This is a genomic window from Aminobacter aminovorans (assembly GCF_900445235.1).
Taxonomy (GTDB): domain Bacteria; phylum Pseudomonadota; class Alphaproteobacteria; order Rhizobiales; family Rhizobiaceae; genus Aminobacter; species Aminobacter aminovorans.
In genome coordinates this window covers 4,878,901-4,900,865 of record NZ_UFSM01000001.1, presented here as the reverse complement: position 1 = coordinate 4,900,865, position 21,965 = coordinate 4,878,901, and the positions used below count along the sequence as shown (strand labels likewise).

24 protein-coding genes are annotated in these 21,965 nt (G+C 63.6%); 4 read left to right on the top strand and 20 right to left on the bottom strand.

The genetic code is table 11. The features are described from left to right. On the bottom strand, positions 1-885 hold the full coding sequence (locus tag DY201_RS24160) for a choline/ethanolamine kinase family protein (protein ID WP_115733421.1): 885 nt from the start codon (positions 883-885) through the stop codon (positions 1-3). 212 nt (positions 886-1,097) lie between these two features. On the opposite strand from DY201_RS24160, the gene DY201_RS24155 reads away from it, so the two are divergent. Next, positions 1,098-1,862 carry a DeoR/GlpR family DNA-binding transcription regulator gene (locus DY201_RS24155; RefSeq protein ID WP_115733420.1) on the top strand — a complete coding sequence of 255 codons (765 nt, stop codon included), beginning with the start codon at positions 1,098-1,100 and terminating at the stop codon, positions 1,860-1,862. 9 nt (positions 1,863-1,871) lie between these two features. Here the strand turns inward: DY201_RS24155 and DY201_RS24150 are convergent, their stop codons facing one another. Both DY201_RS24150 and DY201_RS24145 read right to left on the bottom strand, forming a co-directional pair. Further along, on the bottom strand, positions 1,872-3,254 hold the full coding sequence (locus DY201_RS24150) for a sensor histidine kinase (RefSeq protein ID WP_115733419.1): 1,383 nt from the start codon (positions 3,252-3,254) through the stop codon (positions 1,872-1,874). Then, positions 3,251-3,925, bottom strand: a complete 675-nt coding sequence (locus DY201_RS24145) for a response regulator transcription factor (RefSeq protein ID WP_067965571.1) — start codon at positions 3,923-3,925, stop codon at positions 3,251-3,253. The genes DY201_RS24150 and DY201_RS24145 overlap by 4 nt, the downstream gene beginning before the upstream one ends. 305 nt (positions 3,926-4,230) lie before the next feature. On the opposite strand from DY201_RS24145, the gene DY201_RS24140 reads away from it, so the two are divergent. Both DY201_RS24140 and DY201_RS24135 read left to right on the top strand, forming a co-directional pair. Further along, positions 4,231-4,731, top strand: a complete 501-nt coding sequence (locus tag DY201_RS24140; RefSeq protein WP_245432085.1) for a class I SAM-dependent methyltransferase — start codon at positions 4,231-4,233, stop codon at positions 4,729-4,731. Continuing rightward, the gene (locus DY201_RS24135) at positions 4,728-5,342 is read left to right on the top strand and encodes a DedA family protein (RefSeq protein WP_115733417.1); all 615 of its coding nucleotides are present in this window, start codon (positions 4,728-4,730) and stop codon (positions 5,340-5,342) included. The genes DY201_RS24140 and DY201_RS24135 overlap by 4 nt, the downstream gene beginning before the upstream one ends. 55 nt (positions 5,343-5,397) lie before the next feature. Here DY201_RS24135 and DY201_RS24130 read toward each other — a convergent pair whose 3' ends face one another. The 14 genes from DY201_RS24130 to DY201_RS24065 form a co-directional block, all read right to left on the bottom strand. Then, on the bottom strand, positions 5,398-5,715 hold the full coding sequence (locus DY201_RS24130; RefSeq protein WP_115733416.1) for a hypothetical protein: 318 nt from the start codon (positions 5,713-5,715) through the stop codon (positions 5,398-5,400). Positions 5,716-5,757: 42 nt separating this feature from the next. Further along, complete coding sequence (locus tag DY201_RS24125) at positions 5,758-6,120, bottom strand: nuclear transport factor 2 family protein (protein ID WP_115733415.1); 363 nt, start codon at positions 6,118-6,120, stop codon at positions 5,758-5,760. Between the two features lie 69 nt (positions 6,121-6,189). Then, the gene (locus DY201_RS24120; protein ID WP_115733414.1) at positions 6,190-6,666 is read right to left on the bottom strand and encodes a carboxymuconolactone decarboxylase family protein; all 477 of its coding nucleotides are present in this window, start codon (positions 6,664-6,666) and stop codon (positions 6,190-6,192) included. Between the two features lie 104 nt (positions 6,667-6,770). Beyond that, positions 6,771-8,336: an alpha/beta fold hydrolase gene (locus DY201_RS24115; RefSeq protein ID WP_115733413.1), complete on the bottom strand. Its 1,566-nt coding sequence runs from the start codon at positions 8,334-8,336 to the stop codon at positions 6,771-6,773. An 87-nt stretch (positions 8,337-8,423) separates the two neighbouring features. After that, on the bottom strand, positions 8,424-8,675 hold the full coding sequence (locus DY201_RS24110; protein ID WP_115733412.1) for a formate dehydrogenase subunit delta: 252 nt from the start codon (positions 8,673-8,675) through the stop codon (positions 8,424-8,426). Then, the gene (gene fdhD, locus DY201_RS24105) at positions 8,665-9,492 is read right to left on the bottom strand and encodes a formate dehydrogenase accessory sulfurtransferase FdhD (protein WP_115733411.1); all 828 of its coding nucleotides are present in this window, start codon (positions 9,490-9,492) and stop codon (positions 8,665-8,667) included. Before fdhD ends, DY201_RS24110 begins: the two co-directional genes overlap by 11 nt. A gap of 7 nt (positions 9,493-9,499) precedes the next feature. Continuing rightward, complete coding sequence (gene fdhF, locus DY201_RS24100; RefSeq protein ID WP_115733410.1) at positions 9,500-12,379, bottom strand: formate dehydrogenase subunit alpha; 2,880 nt, start codon at positions 12,377-12,379, stop codon at positions 9,500-9,502. Positions 12,380-12,390: 11 nt separating this feature from the next. Continuing rightward, positions 12,391-13,947, bottom strand: a complete 1,557-nt coding sequence (locus DY201_RS24095; RefSeq protein WP_115733409.1) for a formate dehydrogenase beta subunit — start codon at positions 13,945-13,947, stop codon at positions 12,391-12,393. After that, positions 13,944-14,423 (bottom strand): formate dehydrogenase subunit gamma, encoded by a 480-nt coding sequence (locus tag DY201_RS24090; protein ID WP_067965552.1) that lies wholly within the window; start codon positions 14,421-14,423, stop codon positions 13,944-13,946. Before DY201_RS24090 ends, DY201_RS24095 begins: the two co-directional genes overlap by 4 nt. Positions 14,424-14,564: 141 nt before the next feature. Beyond that, positions 14,565-15,464, bottom strand: a complete 900-nt coding sequence (locus tag DY201_RS24085) for a LysR family transcriptional regulator (protein ID WP_115733408.1) — start codon at positions 15,462-15,464, stop codon at positions 14,565-14,567. A 63-nt stretch (positions 15,465-15,527) separates the two neighbouring features. Beyond that, entirely contained in the window at positions 15,528-15,905 is a 378-nt protein-coding gene (locus DY201_RS24080) for a VOC family protein (protein ID WP_115733407.1), read from the bottom strand. A gap of 96 nt (positions 15,906-16,001) precedes the next feature. Next, positions 16,002-16,553, bottom strand: a complete 552-nt coding sequence (locus tag DY201_RS24075) for an SRPBCC family protein (protein ID WP_115733406.1) — start codon at positions 16,551-16,553, stop codon at positions 16,002-16,004. Between the two features lie 24 nt (positions 16,554-16,577). Beyond that, the gene (locus DY201_RS24070) at positions 16,578-16,988 is read right to left on the bottom strand and encodes a DoxX family protein (protein ID WP_115733405.1); all 411 of its coding nucleotides are present in this window, start codon (positions 16,986-16,988) and stop codon (positions 16,578-16,580) included. 28 nt (positions 16,989-17,016) lie between these two features. Next, the gene (locus DY201_RS24065; protein ID WP_115733404.1) at positions 17,017-17,430 is read right to left on the bottom strand and encodes a VOC family protein; all 414 of its coding nucleotides are present in this window, start codon (positions 17,428-17,430) and stop codon (positions 17,017-17,019) included. 212 nt (positions 17,431-17,642) lie between these two features. Here DY201_RS24065 and DY201_RS24060 point away from each other — a divergent pair, with 212 nt between their 5' ends. Further along, positions 17,643-18,812 carry an Mrp/NBP35 family ATP-binding protein gene (locus DY201_RS24060; protein ID WP_115733403.1) on the top strand — a complete coding sequence of 390 codons (1,170 nt, stop codon included), beginning with the start codon at positions 17,643-17,645 and terminating at the stop codon, positions 18,810-18,812. 122 nt (positions 18,813-18,934) lie between these two features. On the opposite strand, the gene DY201_RS24055 is transcribed toward DY201_RS24060, so the two are convergent. The 3 genes from DY201_RS24055 to pgi form a co-directional block, all read right to left on the bottom strand. Next, positions 18,935-19,396: a GNAT family N-acetyltransferase gene (locus tag DY201_RS24055; protein WP_115733402.1), complete on the bottom strand. Its 462-nt coding sequence runs from the start codon at positions 19,394-19,396 to the stop codon at positions 18,935-18,937. Between the two features lie 45 nt (positions 19,397-19,441). After that, positions 19,442-20,149, bottom strand: a complete 708-nt coding sequence (locus DY201_RS24050) for an HAD family hydrolase (protein ID WP_115733401.1) — start codon at positions 20,147-20,149, stop codon at positions 19,442-19,444. A gap of 76 nt (positions 20,150-20,225) precedes the next feature. After that, positions 20,226-21,875 (bottom strand): glucose-6-phosphate isomerase, encoded by a 1,650-nt coding sequence (gene pgi / locus DY201_RS24045; RefSeq protein WP_425358747.1) that lies wholly within the window; start codon positions 21,873-21,875, stop codon positions 20,226-20,228. Positions 21,876-21,965 lie beyond the last annotated feature (90 nt).

Below are 21,965 nucleotides of genomic sequence, written 5' to 3'. Positions count from 1 at the left end.
CTACAGTTTCCCGTACTGGTTCTGGTAGGTTTCGAGTGCCGCTTCGAGCTTGTCGAGATTCTCGGCTGTGTAGGTGACGTAGTCACTGCCCGGCGCCGAAAGGTGGATCTCGGAGACCATGCTCCACATCGCTTCGCGCAGCAGCGAGGCGCATTGCATGGCCGCGTGCGAGCGGCGGATCGCCTGGTCCGGCTTGCCGCCGAAATAGACGGTCAGCAGCTCGTCCGACTCTTCCGGCGTCATGCCGGCGTTGGAGGCAGTGCCGGCAAGATCGAACATTGCGGTCGAGAAGCCGGCATATTCGAAGTCGATGAGCCAAAGCCTTGAGCCGTCGTCAAGGAAGTTGGCCGGCAGCAGGTCGTTGTGGCTGAAGATGACAGGCAGTGGCGCCTGCGCTTTTTCCAGCCTGTCGGCCAGGTCGAGATAACGGGGCAGTTCGGGTGCCATCCGGCTGCCACCGGCGGCCAGTGTGCGGGCATAGTCGCGGATGACGTGAAACGCCCAGAACATGAAGCCTGGTCCAGAGACATGTTTCGGCATCTCCTCATGGAAGCGTCGTACCAGTCGCGCAATGCGCGCAGCATTGGCCCGTACGTCGTCTGCGCCGTAGGTCTTGGCACCGAGGAACTCGCTCACCATCACCCCCGGAGCGGCATAGCGTAGCTCCGGCGCAAAACCTGCCTCATGGGCGGCGCGCGCCACCATCACCTCGCGCTCGCGGAAGACATGGTGGAACGGATAGTCCTTGCCGAACCGCACGACATGCCGGCCGTTGCCGTCCTCGACCAGCCAGCTCTCGTTGCTGATGCCGCCCTTGAGCGGCGAAATGGTAAGTGGCCCGTTCCACAGAGGCAGGGCGCGAATGCGTTCCTCGCTGTTCGACATCTAGCCCCTCCGTGCCGTGCCCGGCGCGTTCCCCTTGCGCCTTGATGTTGTTGTTGGGCACTCTCACGCAGCAGAAGCGGCAGTGTCAATCCGATTCTGTGGCTTTATTTGTTCATTTGACCGCATCTGTTGAAGAAGACCGCAAATGCGGTAGAGTCAGTCAGAAGAAATCTCAGAAACGGCCAATCTGGCCGGTCGAGCGGGACAACCGGATGAATCACTCCAAGCGCCACAGCGAAATTCTGCGCCTGCTCGAGGACGACGGCACAATCACCATCGCCGACCTCGCCGAGAAGCTCGGCGTCTCGCTTGAAACTGTACGGCGCGACGTCAAGCCGCTTGCCGACAATGGCTCGATCCTCAAGATGCACGGTGCCATCGGATTGCCTTCGGTGGTCGGCGAGGCGCCTTTCGAGCGACGCATGCGCGACAATGCCGACGCCAAGCGTGCCATCGCCAAGGCGGTCGCTGCCACCATTCATGACGGCGAGTCGGTTATGCTCGATACCGGCACCACCACCAGCTACCTGGCCCGCGAATTGCTCGGCCACCGCCGGCTGACGGTGGTGACCAATTCGTCCGACATCGCCCGCACGCTGGCGACGGTGAACGGCAACAAGGTCTACATGGCCGGCGGCGAGCTGCGCAGCGACAGTGGTGCGGCCTTCGGTGTGTCGGCGATCGAGTTCGTCAGCCGCTTCGCCGTCACCCACGCGGTGATCTCGGCGGGCGCAGTTGATGCCGAAAACGGCGTCATGGACTACAATCTCGAGGAGGCCGAGTTCGCCCGTGTCGTGCTGGCGCGCGGGCAGCGGTCGGTCGTCGTCACCGACCACAGCAAGTTCGGCCGCAAGGGCCTGGTCCAGGTCTGCGGCTTCCAGGGCTTCACCGAGTTGGTGACCGACAAACAGCCGTCCGAAGATCTCGCACAGGCGCTCGCCGACGCCGGGGCGCAGCTTACCATCGCGGGGCGTTGAGCCAGGGCCTCAGGCCTGTGCGAAGACCAGCCTGAAGCAGGCGCCCTTCCTGTCGCTGCCGGCGAGCTCTATGCGGCCGCCATGGATCTGCATGATCTCGTGCACGAGGTTTAGGCCGAGGCCGGCGCCATGTCCGCGCGGGCGCAGGCGGTAGAACGGCTCGAAGATCTTTTCCCGCTCCGCCGCCGGCACGCCCTCGCCCTCGTCCGAAACCTCGATCGTGGCCGGGCTGTTGACGCCGATGGTGATCCTGCCGGCGTTGCCGCCGTGCTCGACGGCGTTCTGCACCAGATTGGCGACAGCGCGCTCGACGGCGGTGCGGTCGCCATTGGCGAACAGCTCGCCGCGTGCCGGTTCGAACGACATCTCGTAGCCGGCGGCGAAGGCCATCGGCGCCAGGTCGACGACGACCCCGCGCGCCACCGCCACCAGGTCGAAGCGGGTGAATTGCTGTGTCTGGCGGCCGAGGCGCTGGATGTCGAGAAGCTGGTCCGTCAGCGTCGACAGCCGCGCCGTATCCTGCAGCAGCCGCGCCCGTTCGGGCGTCGCCGGCAGCGAGGTGATGCGGGTGTTGAGGATGGCGACCGGCGTGCGCAACTCATGCGCGGCGTCGATCAGGAAGCGTTTGTGACGCTCATAACCCTTGTCGAGACGGTCGAGTGCGCCGTTGACGGCCCTGACCAGCGGCGATATTTCGGTCGGGATGCCCTCGATCGGCAGTCGGACGCCACGTTCTTCTACGTCGATCTTCTCGGCCAGAGTGGCAGCACGCCGCATACCCTTGAAGGCGTTGCGCACAACGAGCGGAATGACGATCAAAGTCGCCAACCCCATCACGCCACCGACGGGCAGGATGATGTCGGTGAACAGCTCCGGGGTTATCGACAACAGCGCCATGTAGTGAAACTCACCTTGCGCCCCGGTAAAGATCTGCACGCGGCCAGCCGCGGTATCGGCCCACTGGACGGTCGCCGACGTCTGCGTGCCGCCAAACTGCTTCACAAAGGTCGCGTCGTTGATGTAGTCGAGCGCAGAAGGAATGTCGGTCAGCAGGCGGGGTACCTGGCCTTCGGAGATCTTGTTGCCTTCCGTATCCCGCACGATAAACCAGAGGTTTGGAACCTCGGCGCGCAATCCGGTGAGCAGCGGCCCTTCCTTGAGCGTCAGCTTGCCCGCCTCGTCCTTGCGCACGGTCTTGCGCAACACGTCGATCGCCCGTCCCTCATAATTGTCCGGGATCACGCCGGCGATGGTCAGCCCGGCGAGCAGGATAACGATCATCAGCGTCAGTAGCACGACCTGCAACACCACCAGGCGCCACACCAGCTGCCACTTCAGCGAGCGTGGTCGGAAGAAGCGCTGGACGTAGAGAAGCAGACGCGCAAGTCTCATGAAATCTCGCGAAGAAGGTAGCCGACGCCGCGCACGCCATTGATCTCGACCTTGCCGTCGGCTTCAGCCAGCTTGCGTCGGAGCCGCGACACATGTGTGTCGAGGGCATTGGACTGGATCTCGTCGTCGAGGCCGAACACCGCTTCCATCAGCGACGAACGCTGTACCATGCGGCCGGTCCGCCGCAGCAGCGCTTCCAGCACCAGCAGCTCGCGACGCGGCAGGGTCAGCGGCTCGCCGCGAACCATGACCTCGCGATGGCCGAGATCGAATGACAGGTCGCCGGCACGTATGACCTGCGTCTGAACATTCGCCGGCCGGCGCAGCAGAGCGCGCAGCCGAGCCAGCAGTTCCTCGAAGGCAAAGGGCTTGGCCAGGTAGTCATCGGCACCCATGTCGAGCCCGTCGACCTTGTCGGAGGTGTCGCTGCGCGCCGTCAGCACCAGGACCGGCGTTGCGTTGCCGCGTGCACGTATCTTCGGCACCAGCGTCAGGCCGTCGCCGTCGGGCAACTGCCGGTCGAGCAGGATCGCGTCGTAATTCTCGCTGGCCGCAAAGTCGCCGGCCTCCAGCAGCGACGCGGCGTGATCCACCACCATGTCGTATCGCCGCAACGCCGTTTTCAAAGCCGACGCCAGTTCTGGCTCGTCTTCCACAAGCAGTATGCGCATTTCACTCCTCGAAGGCCCTCGGTGCCACCGGCTATTGCTTCAACATTGCAGAAGCATTGCGTAATAAGCACGGCGACCGGGGCAGTCGCCAAAATGCCTGGTTCTGTGCCTTTGTCGCAATGCATGTGTAATCCAGCGGCCTCAAACAGCTTTCGCTAAAGGCAGGCGACCGATTCGCCGGCAGACGATTTCGAAAGAGGTTCGCAATGGCCGCAAATGACACTTTATCCTTTCTCATGGCATGGGCCACGGCGCCACTCAAGGTCGCCTCCATAACGCCGTCCAGCTCCAGCCTGGCGACACTGATGACCCAGGAGCTCGGCCCCGAGACCGGACCGGTCCTCGAACTCGGCGCCGGCACCGGCCCGTTCACCCGCGCCATGCTGGCCCGCGGGATCAGGGAAAGCGATATGACGCTGATCGAGTTCAACAGCGATTTCGCCCATTTGCTCAGGTGCCGCTTCCCCAAGTCGCGGGTGCTGGAAATGGATGCAGCCGAGCTGCGCTACCGGCCGATCTATGACGGTCCGGTCGCTGGCGCGGCCGTCAGCGGCCTGCCGTTCCTGGCGATTCCGCCACGCCAGACGCTCGCCATCCTCGAGGGCATTTTCGCCAATCTCAGGCCCGAAGGAGCGCTGTACCTATTCACATACGGCTTCCGGTGCCCTATTGATCAGCCGCTTCTCGACAGGCTCGATCTCGAAGTGACGCGCATTGGCCATACCTTCCGCAACCTGCCGCCGGCGGCTGTCTATCGGATCACAAGGATGAAGCCGGCAAAGAGTTACGACTGGCGCTTTTCATGATTCCATCTTTTCTGGGCTTCGGTCTGCTCGGCGCGGCTTGTCTTGCTTTTACCGAGAAGATTTCGCCTGTCCCGCCGTCGCATGTGCTGCTGTTGTTTCTCGGCATGACGGCGGCGCCCGACGTTCCGATGCTGGTCGCGCTGATGTTCGCAACCACGTTCGGTTCGACGCTGGGATCGATGATCTGGTACGCCGGCGGCAACTGGTTGGGAGCTGACCGCGCCGATGCCGCCGTCAGGCGGTTCGGCAAATACATCTTCCTCAAGCACGCCACCTATCAGCGGCTGACGGTAGCCTATCGCCGCAACAACTTCCGCGCCTCGCTGATCGCGCAGCTGGTGCCGGTGGCGCGCACTTATCTCGCGCTGGAGGCAGGGGTGTTGCGGCTGACGTTCGTGCCCTTCGCGCTCGCAACGGTGACCGGCGCCTTCATCTGGAACGCCGCCTTTCTGATTGGCGGCTATCTGATGCGCGACAGTGACCACGATCCGGTGACCATCGGCTTCCGCATCGTCGCCATCGTCGTCATAGCCGAGATCGTCTTTCTGCTTGCGCTGCGGCACAGCACCCGGAGGACGAATGACCATCCCCCGGGCAAGACGCATCCTTAGGCAGATTGCATTTCCAGGCACTGTGGAGGCTGTCCCGCCGCAGGCCGGAGCATGCCTAACTCTGGATCGCGCGATAGAAGTTCCAGTAGGACGAGCCTGACACCACGAACGGCTCGAGCTTCTTCCCCCATTGGGCATGGGCGTCGATCTTGGAGAGCTTGGCGAACATCTCTTCGATCTGCGCCAGGCTTTCGACGTTGTGGTTGACCTCGATGGTGGCTTCCTTGGCGCCGATCGATCCGGTCAGGATCTGCATGGCCATTTTGTCGGTTCCGGCCTGCGGACCAATTTCCCGTTCCCATTGGCGCAACAGATCGATGGCGCTTTGCTTGTGCCCGAAGCGGGCATCGATCTTCCAGCGTGCGACGAACATGGCTTCCTCCCATCTGGCGAGCGACCATTCGCCCGCATCCGATCACTCGTCCCAGGCCTGCACGACGGTCTGCCGCGCGATCTTGCCGTCCTTGAGTTCCAGCATCGCAGCGCAGAAGACCTTCGTGCCGTCGGGATAGGCGCAGTCCTGCGAGAAGGCGAGATTGTCGCCTTGCGCAATTGTCAGGTCGACGCGATGGCTCATCGCGCGGCTGCAGATGTCATCCCAGAAGGTGGTGATCGCCGCGCGGCCGCGGATTTCCCGCGGCTTGCTGGGCGGGTTGTTGCGGTCGATGACGCGCACCAGCGCGTCGTCGGCGTAGAAGCTGGAAAGCATCGGCCCGTCGCGGCCTTCGATCGCTTTTTTGATCGAGGCGCCAGTGACGGTTTCCTTGGTGGCAAGCATTTTATCCTCCTTTTGGCCGGCCTTGCGCGCGGCCCTGTGTCGTGGCGGCTCCAGCCTGGGCCCGAAAACCTATTGCGACTTCGCCTTGGCGGCGGCCATTGCCGTGTCGACCTCCTGTTTGAACTGGGGGTAGTCGACCTGCATGCCATTCAGCACCGTCGACCAGTGGCGGACGACGGCCGCCATCGCCACCGCCTCGCGGATTTCCTCGTCGGTGGCCCCATTGGCCTTGGCCGCTGCGGTGTGGAAATAGATGCAGTACTGGCACGGTATCTGGGCGGCGACGGCGAGGCCGAGTAACTCCTTGGTCTTGCCGTTCAGCTCGGTCTTTGGATTGAGCTGGATGCCCTTGAATTCGGCCCAGGCGCCTGCGATGCCGGTTTCCGGAAATGCCTTGAAGAAGCTGGGGACCGAACCGAGCGTGGCTTCGATGTCCTTGTACGTCGCCGCAGCCGACGCATCTTCGGCGCCGGCGCTCGATGCGGTCAAAACGGCGAGACCGGCCGCCATCGCCAGCGTGGTGAGCATTCCACTTGCCTTTGTCATGTCTTCCTCCTTGGCAGTTTCGAGGCGCTGTCTCCGCCTGCCTGCATCGGAAAACTTTAGTCCCGGACACTGCGTCGCCGCTTCGCCCGAAAAGGCCACTGGTCCTATGGCCCGTCCGGGCCAGCCTGTCTCACCGCGAATGCCGCCGCCGCCGCGCGCGATGGCAGGTCGAGCTTGGTCAAGATGTTGGCGACATGGCGCTTCACCGTGTGTTCGCTGAGGCTGAGTTCGATGGCGATGGCTGCATTGCTCTTGCCGTCGGCGATGAGGGCCACGACCTCGTTCTCGCGCGCCGTCAGTGCCAACGGCTCTACTGCAGCAGACGCACGGCTACGGCACGCCGGTTCGAGGTGCTGTTCCGACGTCGCCTCGACCAGCGCCAGTGGTCCCTCCAGATCGTCGAGCGCCAGCCGGCCGGCGTCGACGAAATGCACGCCCGAACTGGTCGCGATCTCTGAAACAAGCCGCGATGCGAGAATGCCGCCGCGCTCGGCATGCTCGGCAATCTTCACAGCGACCCGCACCGTCAGCCCCGAGGGCGGGCCGCGCGTTTCGATTTCGCCGACATGCACGCCCTGGGCACTGGCGATGCCGATGCCCTGGGCCGCGTCGCGCAGTGCGGCCGCGCACCGTATGGCACGTGCCGGCCCGTCGAAACGCGAAATCGCCACGTCGCCATACTGGTCGACGATACGGCCGCCGTGCCGGCCAACAAGCAGGCGCAGCGTTTCCTGGAAGCGCAGGCTGCGTTCGCTCCACATCCTGTCGCCGAGCCGCGCAGTGTCCGAAACGCGCGTCGCCAGCAGTGCCGCCAGCACCCGCTCGGTGTCGGGCGGTGCATGCGTGCCGGTCAGGAATTCCTCGATCAGGTCGGCGACGCGGTTGACATCGCCGGTCCAGATCGGATGGTCGCGTCCGGCAATCTCGCAGAGCCGGGCGCCGCGGATATTCCGCGCGAGGTAGCGGCTGGCCTCGGGGTCGACGCGGGCGTCGTTGCGGCGGTGGATCAGCAGCGTCTGCGCCCGGATACTGCCCAGCGCATCGCGCACGTCGATTTCGGCGTTCATCCGGGCCAGTGCCGCCGCTGCCGTCGGGCTTGCCGACAAGCGCTCGAAGCGCGCCCACCAGGCGGCGAACCTGATATCGTCGACCCGGCCCGGGGCGAAGTTCTGCAGCGTGGCGCCTGTGCCCCAACTGGTCTCTGCAGCTTTGATGAAGGTTTGCAGTCGGGCCGGGTCCATCACCCATTTGTGGAACTGGGCGTAACCGGCATAGAGCACCAGCGAGCGCGTTCTCTGGGGATAGGTCGCGGCGAACAGGATCGCCATCGGCGCACCCTCGGAGGCGCCGAGGATCGCAGCACGGCTGGAGCCGGCGGCATCCATCACCGCGCGCACGTCGTCCATGCGCGTTTCGAGGCTTGGCAGAGCGTTTGCATCGACGCGGTCGGAAAGCCCGGTGCCGCGCTTGTCGAACAGGATCAGGCGCGAGAAGGCGGACAGGCGCGAAAGCAGCCGGCTGTAGCCTTCGTCTTCCCAGTGCAGGTCGAGATTGGAGATGAAGCCGGGAACGAAGACGAGGTCGAGCGGACCCTGGCCAACCACCTGATAGGCGATCCGGACGTCACCGCTGCGCGCATATCGAGTAGCGATCGGCTTTGGCACAGCCATCCCGCCTGCGAATTGCATTAGGTCTGGCTAAGACTAGCAGGTTTCCGGCAGGAAGGTGAGGGGCCTTCGCCGATCCCGCGCCTGCTTTCAGGCCGCGTCCTGCCTAGGGCGACGGATCGTTGCGGCGGCGTCGATCACCAGCGGCTTCATGCCCTTGCCGCCTTCGTCGAACATCTCGAAGAACTGGCGTCGCATGCGCGGATCCCAGAAATCGTTGATGTGCTTGGCGACGCCGGCCACGCCTTCGTCATGCGGCTTGGATTCAAAGAAGGTCGCGATCTGGTTCGCCATGTAGACGAGCTTTTCCTTCGTCCCCATCTTGTGCTCTTCATGCGACATTTTTGGCGGCTCCGGTGGTCACGCGGTCTGGATGGGTGAAGATGTCGAAATCGTCGCCGCGCACGAGCGCGATCAGCGTCATGCCGGCCTGTTCGGCGGTGCGGATGGCCAATGCCGTCGGCGCCGAGACGGCAATGATGAAGGGCGCGCCGATGGCCGCCGTCTTCTGCACCATTTCCACCGACACGCGGCTGGTCACCACCACGGCACCCGAGGCGCCGTCAATCCTGGCCTTGTCGAGCGCACCGGCAAGCTTGTCGAGCGCGTTGTGGCGGCCGACGTCTTCGCGCGCCGCAACGATGCCCTTGCCCGGCACGTAGAAACCGGCAGCGTGCACTGCACCTGTTTCGGCATGCAGCGGCTGTGCCTTGGAGAGCAGCTTCACCGCCTGCACGATGTCGTCGGCGGAAAGCCCTGACGACGACTTGTGGACGTCGTCGACCGAACGCATCGCCTCTTCGATAGATTCGATGCCACAGAGGCCGCAACCGACGGGACCGGCAAGCCGGCGGCGGCGCTGCTCGAAGCGCTTGTTGGCCTTGTCCTTGAGCCTGATCTGGATGTCGATGCCCGCCTCGACATCCAGCACCTCGATCGACTCGATCTCCTCAACCGAGCCGATGATGCCTTCGGTCAGCGAGAAGCCGAGCGCGAAATCCTCGAAATCGGCCGGGCTTGCCATCATCACCGCATGGGTGGTGCCGCCATAGGACAGCGCCACCGGGGTCTCCTCCGGCACCATGCGATTGGCGACCGTGGTGCCGCTCGCCCGGCGGGCGAGGCGGCTTGTCTGGGTGATGGCAGGCCGGTCGGTCACCGCAAGTCTACTCCGCGGCTTCCAGATGGCCGGCGATGCGGCGGCTCTGCTGGGCCTGCTCGTTGTAGTCCTTCTGCCAATCCGAAGGACCGTTGGAGGCGCCGACCTGGACCGCGGTCACCTTGTACTCGGGGCAGTTTGTTGCCCAGTCCGAGAAGTCGGTGGTGATGACGTTTGCCTGCGTGTCGGGGTGGTGGAAGGTCGTGTAGACGACGCCCGGCGACACCCTGTCGGTGATCTGTGCCCTGAGCGTCGTTTCGCCGGCACGACTCTGCAGCCGCACCCAGTCGCCGTCGCGCAGGCCGCGCTGTTCGGCGTCGTGCGGATGGATTTCCAGCAGATCCTCGGCGTGCCATGCGACGTTCTCGGTACGCCTTGTCTGCGCGCCGACATTGTACTGGCTGAGGATGCGGCCGGTGGTCAAAAGCAGCGGGAAGCGCGGGCCGGTCTTTTCGTCGGTCGCGACATACTCGGTGCGGATGAACTTGCCCTTGCCGCGGACGAAGCCGTCAATGTGCATGATCGGCGTGCCTTCCGGAGCCTTCTCGTTGCACGGCCACTGTACCGAGCCCATCTTCTCCAGGAACTCGTAAGAGACGTTGGCGAAGCTTGGCGTCGTCTTGGCGACCTCGTCCATGATCTCGGACGGGTGCTTGTAGTTCCAGTTCAGGCCCATCGCCTGGGCGAGGCGCTGCGTCACTTCCCAGTCGGCAAGGCCGTTCTTCGGTGCCATTACCTTGCGCACGCGGTTGATGCGGCGCTCGGCGTTGGTGAAGGTGCCGTCCTTTTCGAGGAAGGTCGAGCCAGGCAGGAAGACGTGGGCGTAATTGGCGGTCTCGTTCAGGAACAGGTCCTGCACGACGACGCATTCCATGGCTTCCAGGCCGGCCGACACGTGTTTGGTGTCGGGGTCCGACTGCAGGATGTCCTCGCCCTGGATGTAGATGCCCTTGAAGGTGCCGTCGACGGCGGCATCCAGCATGTTGGGGATGCGCAGGCCCGGCTCGTTGTCGAGCTTGACGCCCCACAGGCTGTCATAGATGTCGCGCACGGCGTCGCCCGAGATGTGGCGGTAGCCCGGCAGTTCGTGCGGGAACGAACCCATGTCGCAGGCGCCCTGAACGTTGTTCTGGCCGCGCAGCGGGTTTACGCCGACGCCCTTGCGGCCGATATTGCCGGTCAGCATGGCGAGGTTGGCGATGCCGATGACGGTCGTCGAGCCTTGGCTGTGCTCGGTGACGCCGAGGCCGTAGTAGATCGCGCCGTTGCCGCCGGTGGCGTAGAGGCGCGCGGCACCACGGATGGTCTCGGCCGGAACGCCCGAAAGCTTTTCGACTTCCTCGGGGATGTGACGCGGATCCGAGACGAACTCGGCGTAATCCTGGAATTCCGACCAGTCGCAGCGTTCGCGAATGAACTTCTCGTCGAACAGGCCTTCGGTGACGATGACATGCGCGATTGCGGTAACCACGGCGACGTTCGTGCCCGGCTTCAGCGCCAGGTGGTGCTCTGCCTCGATATGGGCCGACTTCACCATCTCGGTGCGGCGCGGATCGATGACAATCAGCTTGGCGCCGGCGCGCAGGCGCTTCTTCAGGCGCGAAGCGAACACCGGGTGGGCCGATGCCGGGTTGGCGCCGATGATCAGCGCGACGTCGGTGTCTTCGACCGAGTCGAAGTCCTGGGTGCCGGCCGACGTACCGTAGGTCTGGCCGAGGCCGTAGCCGGTCGGCGAGTGGCAGACCCGGGCGCAGGTGTCGACGTTGTTGTTGCCGAAGCCCTGGCGGATCAGCTTCTGGACGAGGAACGTTTCCTCATTGGTGCAGCGCGAGGAGGTGATGCCGCCGATGGCACCGCGGCCATACTGGTATTGGATGCGGCGGAATTCCTTGGCCGTATGCGTCAGCGCCTCTTCCCATGACACTTCGCGCCACGGATCGGTGATCTTCTCGCGGATCATCGGGTTGAGGATGCGTTCCTTGTGCGTGGCATAACCATAGGCGAAGCGGCCCTTGACGCAGGAATGGCCACGATTGGCCTTGCCGTCCTTCCACGGGACCATGCGCACCAGCTCGTCGCCGCGCATCTCTGCCTTGAACGAACAGCCGACGCCGCAATAGGCGCAGGTGGTGACGACCGAGTGCTCGGGCTGGCCGATCTCGATTACCGACTTTTCAGTCAGCGTCGCCGTCGGGCAGGCCTGCACGCAGGCGCCGCAGGACACGCATTCGCTGTCGAGGAACAGTTCATGCGCACCGGGCGAAACGCGGCTGCCGAAGCCGCGGCCTTCGATGGTCAGTGCAAACGTGCCCTGCACCTCTTCGCAGGCCCGCACGCAGCGCGAGCAGACGATGCACTTGGACGGATCGTAGGTGAAGTACGGATTGGACTCGTCCTTGGCCATCCACTTGAAGTTTTCGAGGCCGTCGTTCTTGGCGCGAACGTGGTTGTCGCCTTCATAGCCGTAGCGCACGTCGCGCAGGCCGACAGCACCCGCCATGTCCTGCAATTCGCAGTCGCCATTGGCAGCACAGGTCAGGCAGTCGAGCGGGTGATCGGAGATGTAGAGCTCCATCACGCCCTTGCGGATGTCCTTGAGACGGCCGGTCTGGGTGTGCACCACCATGCCGGGCATGACGGGCGTCGTGCAGGACGACGGCGTGCCGTTGCGGCCTTCGATCTCGACCAGGCACAGACGGCAGGAGCCGAAGGCGTCGACCATGTCGGTGGCGCAGAGCTTCGGAATGGCAATGCCCGCTTCCATCGAAGCGCGCATGATCGAGGTGCCTTCGGGCACTGTGACCTCGAAGCCGTCGACGGTCAGCGTGACCTGTTTTTCTGACTTGGAGGCAGGGGTGCCGAAGTCGATTTCATGAATGAGACCCATGATGTTGTCTCCTATTCCGCTGCCTGGGCGACCGCTGCCGGCCGGAAGTCTTCTGGGAAATGGGTGAGGGCGCTCATAACAGGATACGGAGTAAAACCGCCGAGAGCGCAAAGGGATCCAAATTTCATCGTGTTGCAGAGGTCGGTCACCAGCGCGAGCTGCTTTTCCGGCTCGATGTTCTGCTTGAGCTTGTCGAGTGTCTCGACACCACGCGTCGAGCCGATGCGGCAGGGCGTGCACTTGCCGCAGCTTTCGATGGCGCAGAATTCCATGGCAAAGCGTGCCTGCTTCAGCATGTCGGCGCTGTCGTCGAACACGGTGATGCCGGCGTGGCCGATCAGGCCGTCGCGCTTGGCAAATTCTTCATAGTCGAACGGCGTGTCGAACAGAGCGCGCGGGAAATAGGCGCCGAGCGGGCCGCCGACCTGCACGGCCTTGACGGGACGACCGGTCGCCGTGCCGCCACCGATCTCGTCGACGATCTCGCCCAGCGTCAGGCCGAATGCCACTTCGAACAGGCCGCCATGCTTGACGTTGCCGGCGATCTGGATCGGGATGGTGCCGCGCGAACGGCCCATGCCGAAGTCCTTGTAGTACTGCGCGCCCTTGTCCATCACGATCGGCACCGAGGCGAGCGAGATGACGTTGTTGATGACCGTTGGTTTTCCAAAAAGTCCCTGGATCGCCGGCAGCGGCGGCTTGGCGCGGACCACGCCGCGCTTGCCTTCCAGGCTGTTAAGCAGCGAAGTTTCCTCGCCGCAGACATAGGCGCCGGCGCCCGAGCGGATTTCGATGTCGAAGCCTTGGGAGGATCCAAGCACACTCTTGCCGAGCACGCCGGCACGGCGCGCCACCTTGACTGCCTTTTCCATGACAGCGATGGCGTGCGGATATTCCGAGCGGATGTAGACGTAGCCCTTGGTGGCATGGGTCGCGAGACCGGCGATCGCCATGCCTTCGATCAGCACGAACGGGTCGCCTTCCATGATCATGCGGTCGGCGAAGGTCGCCGAGTCGCCCTCGTCGGCGTTGCAGACGATGTATTTCTGATCGGCCGCGGTATCGAGGACGGTCTTCCACTTGATGCCGGTCGGGAAGCCGGCGCCGCCACGGCCGCGCAGGCCGGAGTCGGTTACCTGCTTGACGATGTCGGCCGGCGCCATTGATACAGCCTTGCGCAGGCCGGCGAGGCCGCCATGGGCTTCGTAGTCTTCCAGAGAAATCGGGTCAGTGATGCCGCAGCGGGCGAATGTCAGCCGCGTCTGCTTGGCGACGAAAGGCAGCTTCTCCGGATCGCCGAGCGAAAGCTTGTGCTGGCCGCCCTTGGCGAGGCCGGCGTCGAACAGCGATGCGACGTCCTTGGCAGAGACGGGTCCGTAGGCAACGCGACCGGCTTCGGTCGCAACTTCAACCATGGGCTCGAGCCAGTACAGGCCGCGCGAACCGTTGCGCACGATCTTGGCGTCGATACCACGCGCTGCAACTTCGGTCTCGATCGCCTTGGCGACCTTTTCGGCGCCAAGCGACAGCGAACCCGAATCGCCGGGAATGTAGATCGTCACGCTCATGAGCGGATCTCCTCGGCGATTTCATCGATCTTGTCCGCATCGAGGCGGCCGATCACTTCGCCGTCGAGCATCGCGGCAGGGGCACAAGCGCACAGGCCGAGGCAATAGATCGGCTCCAGCGTCACGGCGCCGTCCTTGCTCGTCTCGTGGAAGCCGATGCCGAGCTTCTGCTTGATCTGGGCGGCGATGGCGTCGCTGCCCATCGACTGGCAGGCTTCGGCCTGGCAGACCTTGAGAACGTGCCGGCCGGCCGGGTGGTGGCGGAAATCGTGGTAGAAGGTGAAGACGCCGTGCACTTCGGCGCGCGACAGGTTCAGCGCCTCGGCGATGATCGGCAGGGTTTCCTGCGGCACATAGCCAAACTCTTCCTGGACGCCATGAAGGATCGGGATCAGCGGACCCTCGAGATTCTTCAATTCGCTGATCACCGCAGCGGTTCGCTCGGCGAGTTCGGTACTTGCTGGCTGCATGACCACGCAGCGCCCTCCCTGACACTGGCGCCTGACTTGGGCGCTATATTCCTATTGAAGCCGATCCTGGGGGCCGGAATCAATAAAGCTGTTTCGTCACATGATAAAAATTTTCTATCGAGTGGACGATTTCACTGGGAGTATAGCTCACGCGTTGCGGCGGAAATCGCCTGCCAGCGCCATGGCTTCGTCAAGCAGCGCCTGCACCAGCGTCGTGTTCGGATCGCGCCGCGCGACCACCAGCCCGACGGTGTGGCTGGCATCCGGTTCGACGATCGGAATTGCCCGGATCGGTTCGGCAAAACCGAAGGTTTCCGCGAGGTTGAGCGGCATGATCGACGACCATTTGCCGGTCCTGATATGCGAGAAAAGCACGATCATCGAGTTCGATTCGAGCGTCGGTCGCACCTGCACGCCGGCGTCTGCCAGATGCTGGTCGATGATACGGCGGTTCTGCATGTCGGGCGTCAGCAGGCACAAAGGCAGCGTGCTGACCTCTTCCCATGTCACCTTCTGTCGATCGGAATATTCGTTCCCCACCGCCGTGATCAGCTGATAACGCTCGGCATAGAGCGGCACGCTGGTCACACGGCCGAGTGGTTCGTTGTCGAGATAGGTGATTCCCGCGTCGATTTCGAAATTGCCGAGCAGCGACAGAACCTCGATCGAGGTGCGCGACAGGATCGAGAAGGTGACGCCGGGATGCTTGTCTCGGAATGGCGTCGTCAGCCTCGGCACCATGGCGAGTGCGGTTGGGATGGCGGCGATGCGGATGCGGCCGGACAGGCCGTGGCGGGCGGCGCGCATTTCCTCGCGCATGGCGCGGGTGTCGCCGACGATGCGTCGCGCCCAGTCCAGCACCTGCCGCCCTTCCGGCGTCAGGCCCTGGAAGCGCGATCCGCGCTGCACCAGCATCACGCCGAGGATGTCCTCGAGCTGCTTGATGCCGGCGGACAGCGTCGGCTGGGTGACGCCGCATTCCTCGGCGGCGCGGCCGAAATGTTGCTCCCTTGCGAGGGCGATGAAGAACTCAAGCTTGTCGATCATGCCGGAAGGCTATCCGGCGCCGGCCGGATTAGCCAGTCTTCACAAGGGACTACCGCATCAAAATCATTGGTTGATCAGGTTGAGGATATTGCCGTCGGGATCCTTGAACCAGGCAACTCGCAAGTCGCCGAAGACGTGGACGTCGCCCTCTAGCCGGGTGTCCGGCATGTCGTAATGCTCGAATGTCACGCCTTTCGACTTCAGCTCGGCGACGAAACTGTCGATCTTGTCGCCGACGGCCCAGGTGACCGAGGTCGCCTTGTTTGTCCCTGCAAAGTCCGAGCGGTAGACGTTGATCATGGTGTCGCCGCTCTTGAGAACCGATACTTCTTCGCCCATGTGCTCGACCTCCTTGAGGCCAAGCGTCTTTTCGTAGAAGGCCTTGGCGCGTCCGAGATCCTTGACGGCCACATTGGCAACCGCATTGATTTGACCAAGCATGTCAGTCTCCTCTCTGTTAGCCCCCGCATTTAGTCCCGGTTGAAGATAGCGCCGCCCAGGCGGGCGGCAGGTCTTGCTGCGGTGAGGTCGGCGCGCTCACGAGCCGGCGAGGCGTTTCCGCTCGGCGATCGCCTTGATGCTGGCGAGGCCCTTTTCGAAGTCCTTGCCGACCATCTGGTCGAAGTTCATGAACACCTGCATCACCTTGGACATGAAGGGCGACGGACCGGTCATCTCCCAGTTCAGGCGTGTTTTCCCAGCCCTCGGCTCCATCGTGAAGCGAGCCACATTGTGCGCTTCGAACGGCTTCAGGAAGTCGAGCTTGATGACAACCTTGTTCGGCGCCGCCACTTCCGTGATCTCCATCCGGCCGCTGCCGACCTTCTTGTTGCCGTCCCATTCATAGACCGCGCCGCGGCCTGATTCAGCACCGCTCATCTTGCGCTTGAGGTCGGGATCAAGCGCTTCCCAGGGCGACCAGTCGCGCCAGTTGTGGAAGTCGTTGATCAGCGGAAAGATGGCGTCCGGGGCAGAATCGATATCGGTCGTTCGCTGGATGCTGAAGGTGGCTGGCTTGGTCGCAGCGATCGCCAGGATGACAAGGATCGCGATCAAGAGCAGCCCAAGGATGATGGCAAGAATTGGCACGGTCGTCTCCTGAAAATGGCTGGATCAGCGACGGAAGGGGATCAGCGCCTGCAGACGCGGATCGCGCAGATAGAGCCCGCCCCAGGCCATCAGCCCGAGATAAACGCCGAACAAGGTGTGCGAGAACAAGGGGTTGCCGATGCGCAGGTGGATGGCGATGGCGCCGCCGAGATAGCCGGTCAGAAGGATCGCGCCGAGGATCGCCGTCCGCGGCCAGGCATAAAGTGCGGCACAGACAAGCGTCAGCACGCCGAGCGTCCGGGCCAGTTCGGGCGGAAAACCGAGTGCGGAGGTGGTGTCGATCACCACCTGCAGCGGGACCAGCTTTATCACCGCGTCAAAGACCAGGAACGCGATCAGGGCGCCGCTCAACACACGGCCGGTCCATAATGCGGGATTCGAAATTGCAGGAGTTTCAATGGCTGAATGGGTCATGTTTTCCTCGTAGAATCGCTTGTGCTGCTTATTCGCCAGCGTTGCCGCTGCTGATCATCCAGGGGGTGCCGAACTTGTCCTTCACCATGCCGAAACCCTTGGCCCAGAAGGTCGGGGCAAAAGGCATGGTTACTGTGCCGCTGTCGGCAAGTGCCGCGAAGATGCGCTCGGCCCGGGCGAGATCGTCGAGGTCGACCGAGATCGAGAACCCGCCCATTTCGCTCGCATATTGGGGTGGCGAGTCGGACGCCATCAGGGACTGGTCGCCGATCGACAGTTGCACGTTCATCACCTTGTCCTGCCAGTCAGCAGGCATGCTGCTCTCACCGGGTTCGTCGCGGTAGGTCACCAGGCCGATGACTTGTCCGCCGAACACTTCGGCGTAGAACTCGAAAGCTTCCCGGCAATTGCCGTTGAAGAAGAGGTAATTGACGAATTTCATCACGGTTCTCCGGCTGATTGCTCTCCGTATGCCCCAAGGACGAAGCAGGCAGCACCGATCCTACATCCGGGCCGAAGTTTCTTTCGCCGGTGTAATATGGAAGGTTGCCAAGCACTTGCCAGCGGCCAGGACCTGGCTGCCATTTCGGGTAGCTTGGTTCTTCCGCCAAACTGCATTATCTCAGGCTCGACACAGAGCAGCAGGTTCGACACATGACAGTCACCAAAGAAATCGTTGTGGAACGTCTCAAGACGGTCAACGGGCCGGATTTCTCAGGCAACATCGTCGATCTCGGATTGGTTTCCGACATCTTCATCGCCGACGGCAAGGTGTTCTTCTCGATCACCGTTCCGGCCGCGCGCGCGCAGGAGATGGAGCCGCTGCGCGCCGCAGCCGAACGCGTGGTCAAGGCCATCCCCGGCGTCACCGGCGCCGTTGTTGCCCTGACCGCCGAGAAGAAGGGCGGCGGCATGGAAGCGCCGGTGCCGCCGAAGCCGGCAGCGCCCCGTGCGGCGCCTGCACCTGCGTCACGTCCCGCGCCACACGCGCCCGCCTCGCAGTCGCAGGGCAAACGCGGCGTGCCGGGCATCGACTCGATCATCGCTGTTGCCTCCGGCAAGGGCGGCGTCGGCAAGTCGACGACTGCGGTCAACATAGCGCTCGGCCTTGCTGCCAACGGCCTCAAGGTCGGCGTGCTCGACGCCGATATCTACGGCCCGTCGATGCCCAAGCTGCTTGGCATCCATGGCCGCCCGGAAACTGTCGACGGCAAGATACTCAAGCCCATGCAGAACTACGGCCTCAAGGTCATGTCGATGGGTTTCCTCGTCGATGAGGAGACGCCGATGATCTGGCGCGGCCCGATGGTCATGTCGGCGCTCACCCAGATGCTGCGCGAGGTCGAATGGGGTCCGCTCGACGTGCTCGTCGTCGACATGCCGCCCGGCACCGGCGACGCCCAGCTGACCATGGCCCAGCAGGTGCCGCTGGCGGGTGCGGTCATCGTCTCGACGCCGCAGGACCTCGCTCTGATCGACGCGCGAAAGGGCTTGAACATGTTCAAGAAGGTCGATGTGCCGCTGCTCGGCATCGTCGAGAACATGAGCTATTTCATCGCCCCCGATACCGGCACGCGTTATGACATCTTCGGCCATGGCGGCGCGCGCAAGGAAGCCGAGCGCCTCGGTGTCACCTTCCTCGGCGAAGTGCCGCTGGAAATGGGCATCCGCGAAAGCTCAGACGCCGGCACGCCGGTAACTGTATCCAGGCCCGACAGCGCCCAGGCGCAGACCTATCGCGCCATCGCCACCAAGGTCTGGGAGCGCCTGCAGGAAGAGCAGGGCGCGGCCGCAGCCGCCACTCCGACGATCGTGTTCGAGTAGATTTCCGGCAAAGGGTTCGCTCCCTTGGCACCCGCTGGTCAACTGATCTCCCCCTCGAGAGGGAGATCAGTTGCGACGTCTCCGCTAGTCGCACTAAGCGCTGCCCTGGAGTTAGCTCCGCCTCAGCTCTCCCGCACCGGTAGCCGCCGCATCTCAAATCCCGTTTTGGTCGTCTGGAAGCCGGCGTTGCGGTAGAAACCCAGCGTCGCCGGCTCCTTCGAACTCGTAAGTAGCATCAGCTTGTAGCAGCCGAGTGCCCACGCTGCCTCGACGGCGGCCAGCAGCACGGCTTTGCCATAGCCCCGGCCGCGAAAGTCGGCGTGCGTCACGACATTCTCGATCAGTGCATAGTTGGCGCCACCGCGGACGAAATTGGGCACCACCACCAGCGTGCAGGTGGCAATCTGCCGGCCGTCGATCAGGCCGAGGAAGATGCCGCTCGGGCCATAGTGCGAGAACCGCTCCCAGATCTCCTCCGCATGTCTGGTGCCGACCGGCTCGTCCGGCACCAGATGGCGATAGAGCTGCACCAGTTCGGGCAGGTCCTCGCGGGTCGCCCGGCGGATGGTCAGCTCAGCGGACATGAAGTTTCCTTTGACAGCAGGGGGCTTGCGGGACGATCGCCCCGTTCAGCTCTCGCGCGCCAGATAGGCTGGCAGGTCGGCGATCGAATCGAGCACCACGTCAGCCATTGGCGTCAACGATTCCCGTGTCCCGGTGCCCGACAGCACGGCGATCGCCAGTGCGCCTCCGGCCTTGGCCATTTCGAGGTCGTGGCGGTTGTCGCCGACCATGGCGATCTCTGACGGCTTGAGCCCGGTGAGGTCGGAAAAGGCATGGATTGCATCGGGCGCCGGCTTGGGGTTGGCCACGGCGTCATAGCCATAGGCGGCGTCGAACATCTGGGCGATGCCGAGCGACAGCAGCGTCTTTTCCGCGCCGCCGGTCGAATCGTTGGTGGCGACACCGAGGCGGAAGCCGGCGCTGTGCAGGCTCGCCAGCGCATCCTTGCTGCCGGGCAGCGGCACGGCCTTGGCCGAGCCCTGTTCGGCCGACACCTGGTCGAATATCCTGATCAGCCCCGACCGTTCGTCGTCGGTCGCATCGGGATACCAGAGCGCCACGATATCGGCGTTGGTGCCGGCTGCAAAAACTGAATCGGCCTTGAAGCAATGGGCGGTGAAATCGTAGCCGGCTGCTTCCATCAGGGCGGTGGCCCGCGCCTGGTCACCATCCGCTGCCTTCAGCGCCATCATTTCGCCGATGGCGAACCATGTCGCCTGGAAGTCGACAAGGGTTCCGTCCTTGTCGAAAAGTATGCCCTTGATGCCCCTCAAATCACTCACTCCTCCGACCTTTCGCACCGGCGGAAGGCCGGATGCGCAGGTGCAATGCCAGGGGCGCCGTTCGCGGCTACTGCTCGCGCGGCGCTCTGAGGCGGTGGATATGCTCCACGAGCCCGGCTGTCGAGGAGTCATGACGCGCGGCATTTTCTCGCCCATCCACGACAGGCAGCAGCCCGGTGGCAAGTTCCTTGCCGAGTTCGACGCCCCATTGGTCGAAGGCGTTGATGCCGAACAGTTGCGCCTCGACGAAGACGCGGTGCTCGTAAAGCGCGATCAGCCGGCCGAGCATGTGAGGGGTAAGCTTGCGGTAGAGGATGGTCACCGACGGGCGATTGCCCGAGAAGACTCGGTGCGGGGCGATCTTGTCGACCTCCTCGGGTTTGATGCCCTTGGTCAGCATCTGCCGCCGCGCTTCTTCAAGCGTGCGTCCCTTCATAAGCGCTTCCGACTGCGCCAAGCAGTTGGCGAGCAGCAGGTCATGATGTTCCTGCAGATCAGGTTCATGGCCTTCGGCCGCCGCCAGGAACTCCACAGGAATGAAATCGGTGCCCTGATGCAGCAACTGGAAGAAGGCGTGCTGGCCGTTGGTGCCAGGCTCGCCCCAGACCAGCGGACCCGTCGGCGTCACCACGCCGCCGCCTGAAATCGTAACACTTTTGCCATTCGATTCCATGTCCAACTGCTGCAGGTAGGCCGGCAGACGCGACAGGCGCTGGTCATAGGGAATGACGGCGCGGGCCGGATAGTTGCACACTACTCGGTGCCAGAAGCCGATCAGCCCCATCAGCACTGGAATGTTCTTGAGCATCGGTGCGGTGGCGAAATGCCCGTCCATGGCATGCGCGCCGGCCAGGAATTCGCGGAAATTCTTCGGCCCAATGGCGATCATGATCGGCAGGCCGATCGCCGACCACAGCGAATAGCGGCCGCCGACCCAGTCCCAGAAGCCGAACACGCGTGAAGGTTCGATGCCGAAGGCAGCCACCTTGTCGAGGGCCGTCGACACGGCGGCGAAGTGGTGGCCCACCGCCTTGGCGCCGAGCTTCTCCTCGACCCAGCGCCGCGCGGTGGCGGCATTGGTCATGGTTTCGACCGTGGTGAAGGTCTTCGACGCGATGATGAACAGCGTGGTGCCGGCGTCGAGGCCCTTCAGCGTGTCATGGATGTGGGCGCCGTCGATATTGGAGACGAAGTGCGCACGCGGCCCGTCGTGATAGGGCGCCAGCGCCAGCGTCGCCATGGCCGGGCCAAGGTCGGAGCCGCCGATGCCGATATTGACGATGTCGGTGATCTTCTTGCCGGTGGCGCCCGCCGCCTTGCCAAAGCGGACATCGTCGGCAAAGGCCGACATGGCACCGAGCACGGCGTGAACGTCAGTCGTCACATCGTGGCCGTCGAGCATCACCGGCTCGCCCAGCGGGTTGCGCAGCGCCGTGTGCAGCACCGCCCGATCCTCGGTGATGTTGATGCGCTCGCCGGCAAACATCGCCGCACGCCTGCCTTCGAGATCGACCGATTGCGCCAGCTTTTGCAACAGCGCCATGGTCTCGGCGTCGACGGCGCATTTCGACCAATCGAGCAAAAGGTCATCGTCGGAGGCGGAAAAATGCTGGAACCGCTTCGGGTCGGAAGCGAATGCCGCCCTGAGGTTCTTCGGTGCGTCCTGATGGTGGTTGCGAAGCGCGGCCAGTGCCGCCTTGAAAGGTTGGTCGATCACCTGGGAACTCCGGAAATGTCAGCTGCTGGCATCATCCTAGCAGACCTTGAGACTCATTGAGAGGCGTCGCGGCGGACTATCGCGGCAAAT

Excerpts from the sequence above, each read along its gene's own strand:
- DY201_RS24060 (WP_115733403.1), top strand. The coding sequence starts at position 17,643 with ATGACAGTCACCAAAGAAATCGTTGTGGAACGTCTCAAGACGGTCAAC.
- DY201_RS24145 (WP_067965571.1), bottom strand. The coding sequence starts at position 3,925 with ATGCGCATACTGCTTGTGGAAGACGAGCCAGAACTGGCGTCGGCTTTG.
- DY201_RS24135 (WP_115733417.1), top strand. The coding sequence starts at position 4,728 with ATGATTCCATCTTTTCTGGGCTTCGGTCTGCTCGGCGCGGCTTGTCTT.
- DY201_RS24150 (WP_115733419.1), bottom strand. The coding sequence starts at position 3,254 with ATGAGACTTGCGCGTCTGCTTCTCTACGTCCAGCGCTTCTTCCGACCA.
- DY201_RS24095 (WP_115733409.1), bottom strand. The coding sequence starts at position 13,947 with ATGAGCGTGACGATCTACATTCCCGGCGATTCGGGTTCGCTGTCGCTT.
- DY201_RS24070 (WP_115733405.1), bottom strand. The coding sequence starts at position 16,988 with ATGACCCATTCAGCCATTGAAACTCCTGCAATTTCGAATCCCGCATTA.
- DY201_RS24115 (WP_115733413.1), bottom strand. The coding sequence starts at position 8,336 with ATGGCTGTGCCAAAGCCGATCGCTACTCGATATGCGCGCAGCGGTGAC.
- DY201_RS24055 (WP_115733402.1), bottom strand. The coding sequence starts at position 19,396 with ATGTCCGCTGAGCTGACCATCCGCCGGGCGACCCGCGAGGACCTGCCC.
- DY201_RS24140 (WP_245432085.1), top strand. The coding sequence starts at position 4,231 with ATGACCCAGGAGCTCGGCCCCGAGACCGGACCGGTCCTCGAACTCGGC.
- DY201_RS24080 (WP_115733407.1), bottom strand. The coding sequence starts at position 15,905 with ATGCTTGGTCAAATCAATGCGGTTGCCAATGTGGCCGTCAAGGATCTC.
- DY201_RS24065 (WP_115733404.1), bottom strand. The coding sequence starts at position 17,430 with ATGAAATTCGTCAATTACCTCTTCTTCAACGGCAATTGCCGGGAAGCT.
- DY201_RS24155 (WP_115733420.1), top strand. The coding sequence starts at position 1,098 with ATGAATCACTCCAAGCGCCACAGCGAAATTCTGCGCCTGCTCGAGGAC.
- DY201_RS24125 (WP_115733415.1), bottom strand. The coding sequence starts at position 6,120 with ATGCTTGCCACCAAGGAAACCGTCACTGGCGCCTCGATCAAAAAAGCG.
- DY201_RS24130 (WP_115733416.1), bottom strand. The coding sequence starts at position 5,715 with ATGTTCGTCGCACGCTGGAAGATCGATGCCCGCTTCGGGCACAAGCAA.
- DY201_RS24160 (WP_115733421.1), bottom strand. The coding sequence starts at position 885 with ATGTCGAACAGCGAGGAACGCATTCGCGCCCTGCCTCTGTGGAACGGG.
- DY201_RS24085 (WP_115733408.1), bottom strand. The coding sequence starts at position 15,464 with ATGATCGACAAGCTTGAGTTCTTCATCGCCCTCGCAAGGGAGCAACAT.
- DY201_RS24120 (WP_115733414.1), bottom strand. The coding sequence starts at position 6,666 with ATGACAAAGGCAAGTGGAATGCTCACCACGCTGGCGATGGCGGCCGGT.
- DY201_RS24110 (WP_115733412.1), bottom strand. The coding sequence starts at position 8,675 with ATGTCGCATGAAGAGCACAAGATGGGGACGAAGGAAAAGCTCGTCTAC.
- fdhF (WP_115733410.1), bottom strand. The coding sequence starts at position 12,379 with ATGGGTCTCATTCATGAAATCGACTTCGGCACCCCTGCCTCCAAGTCA.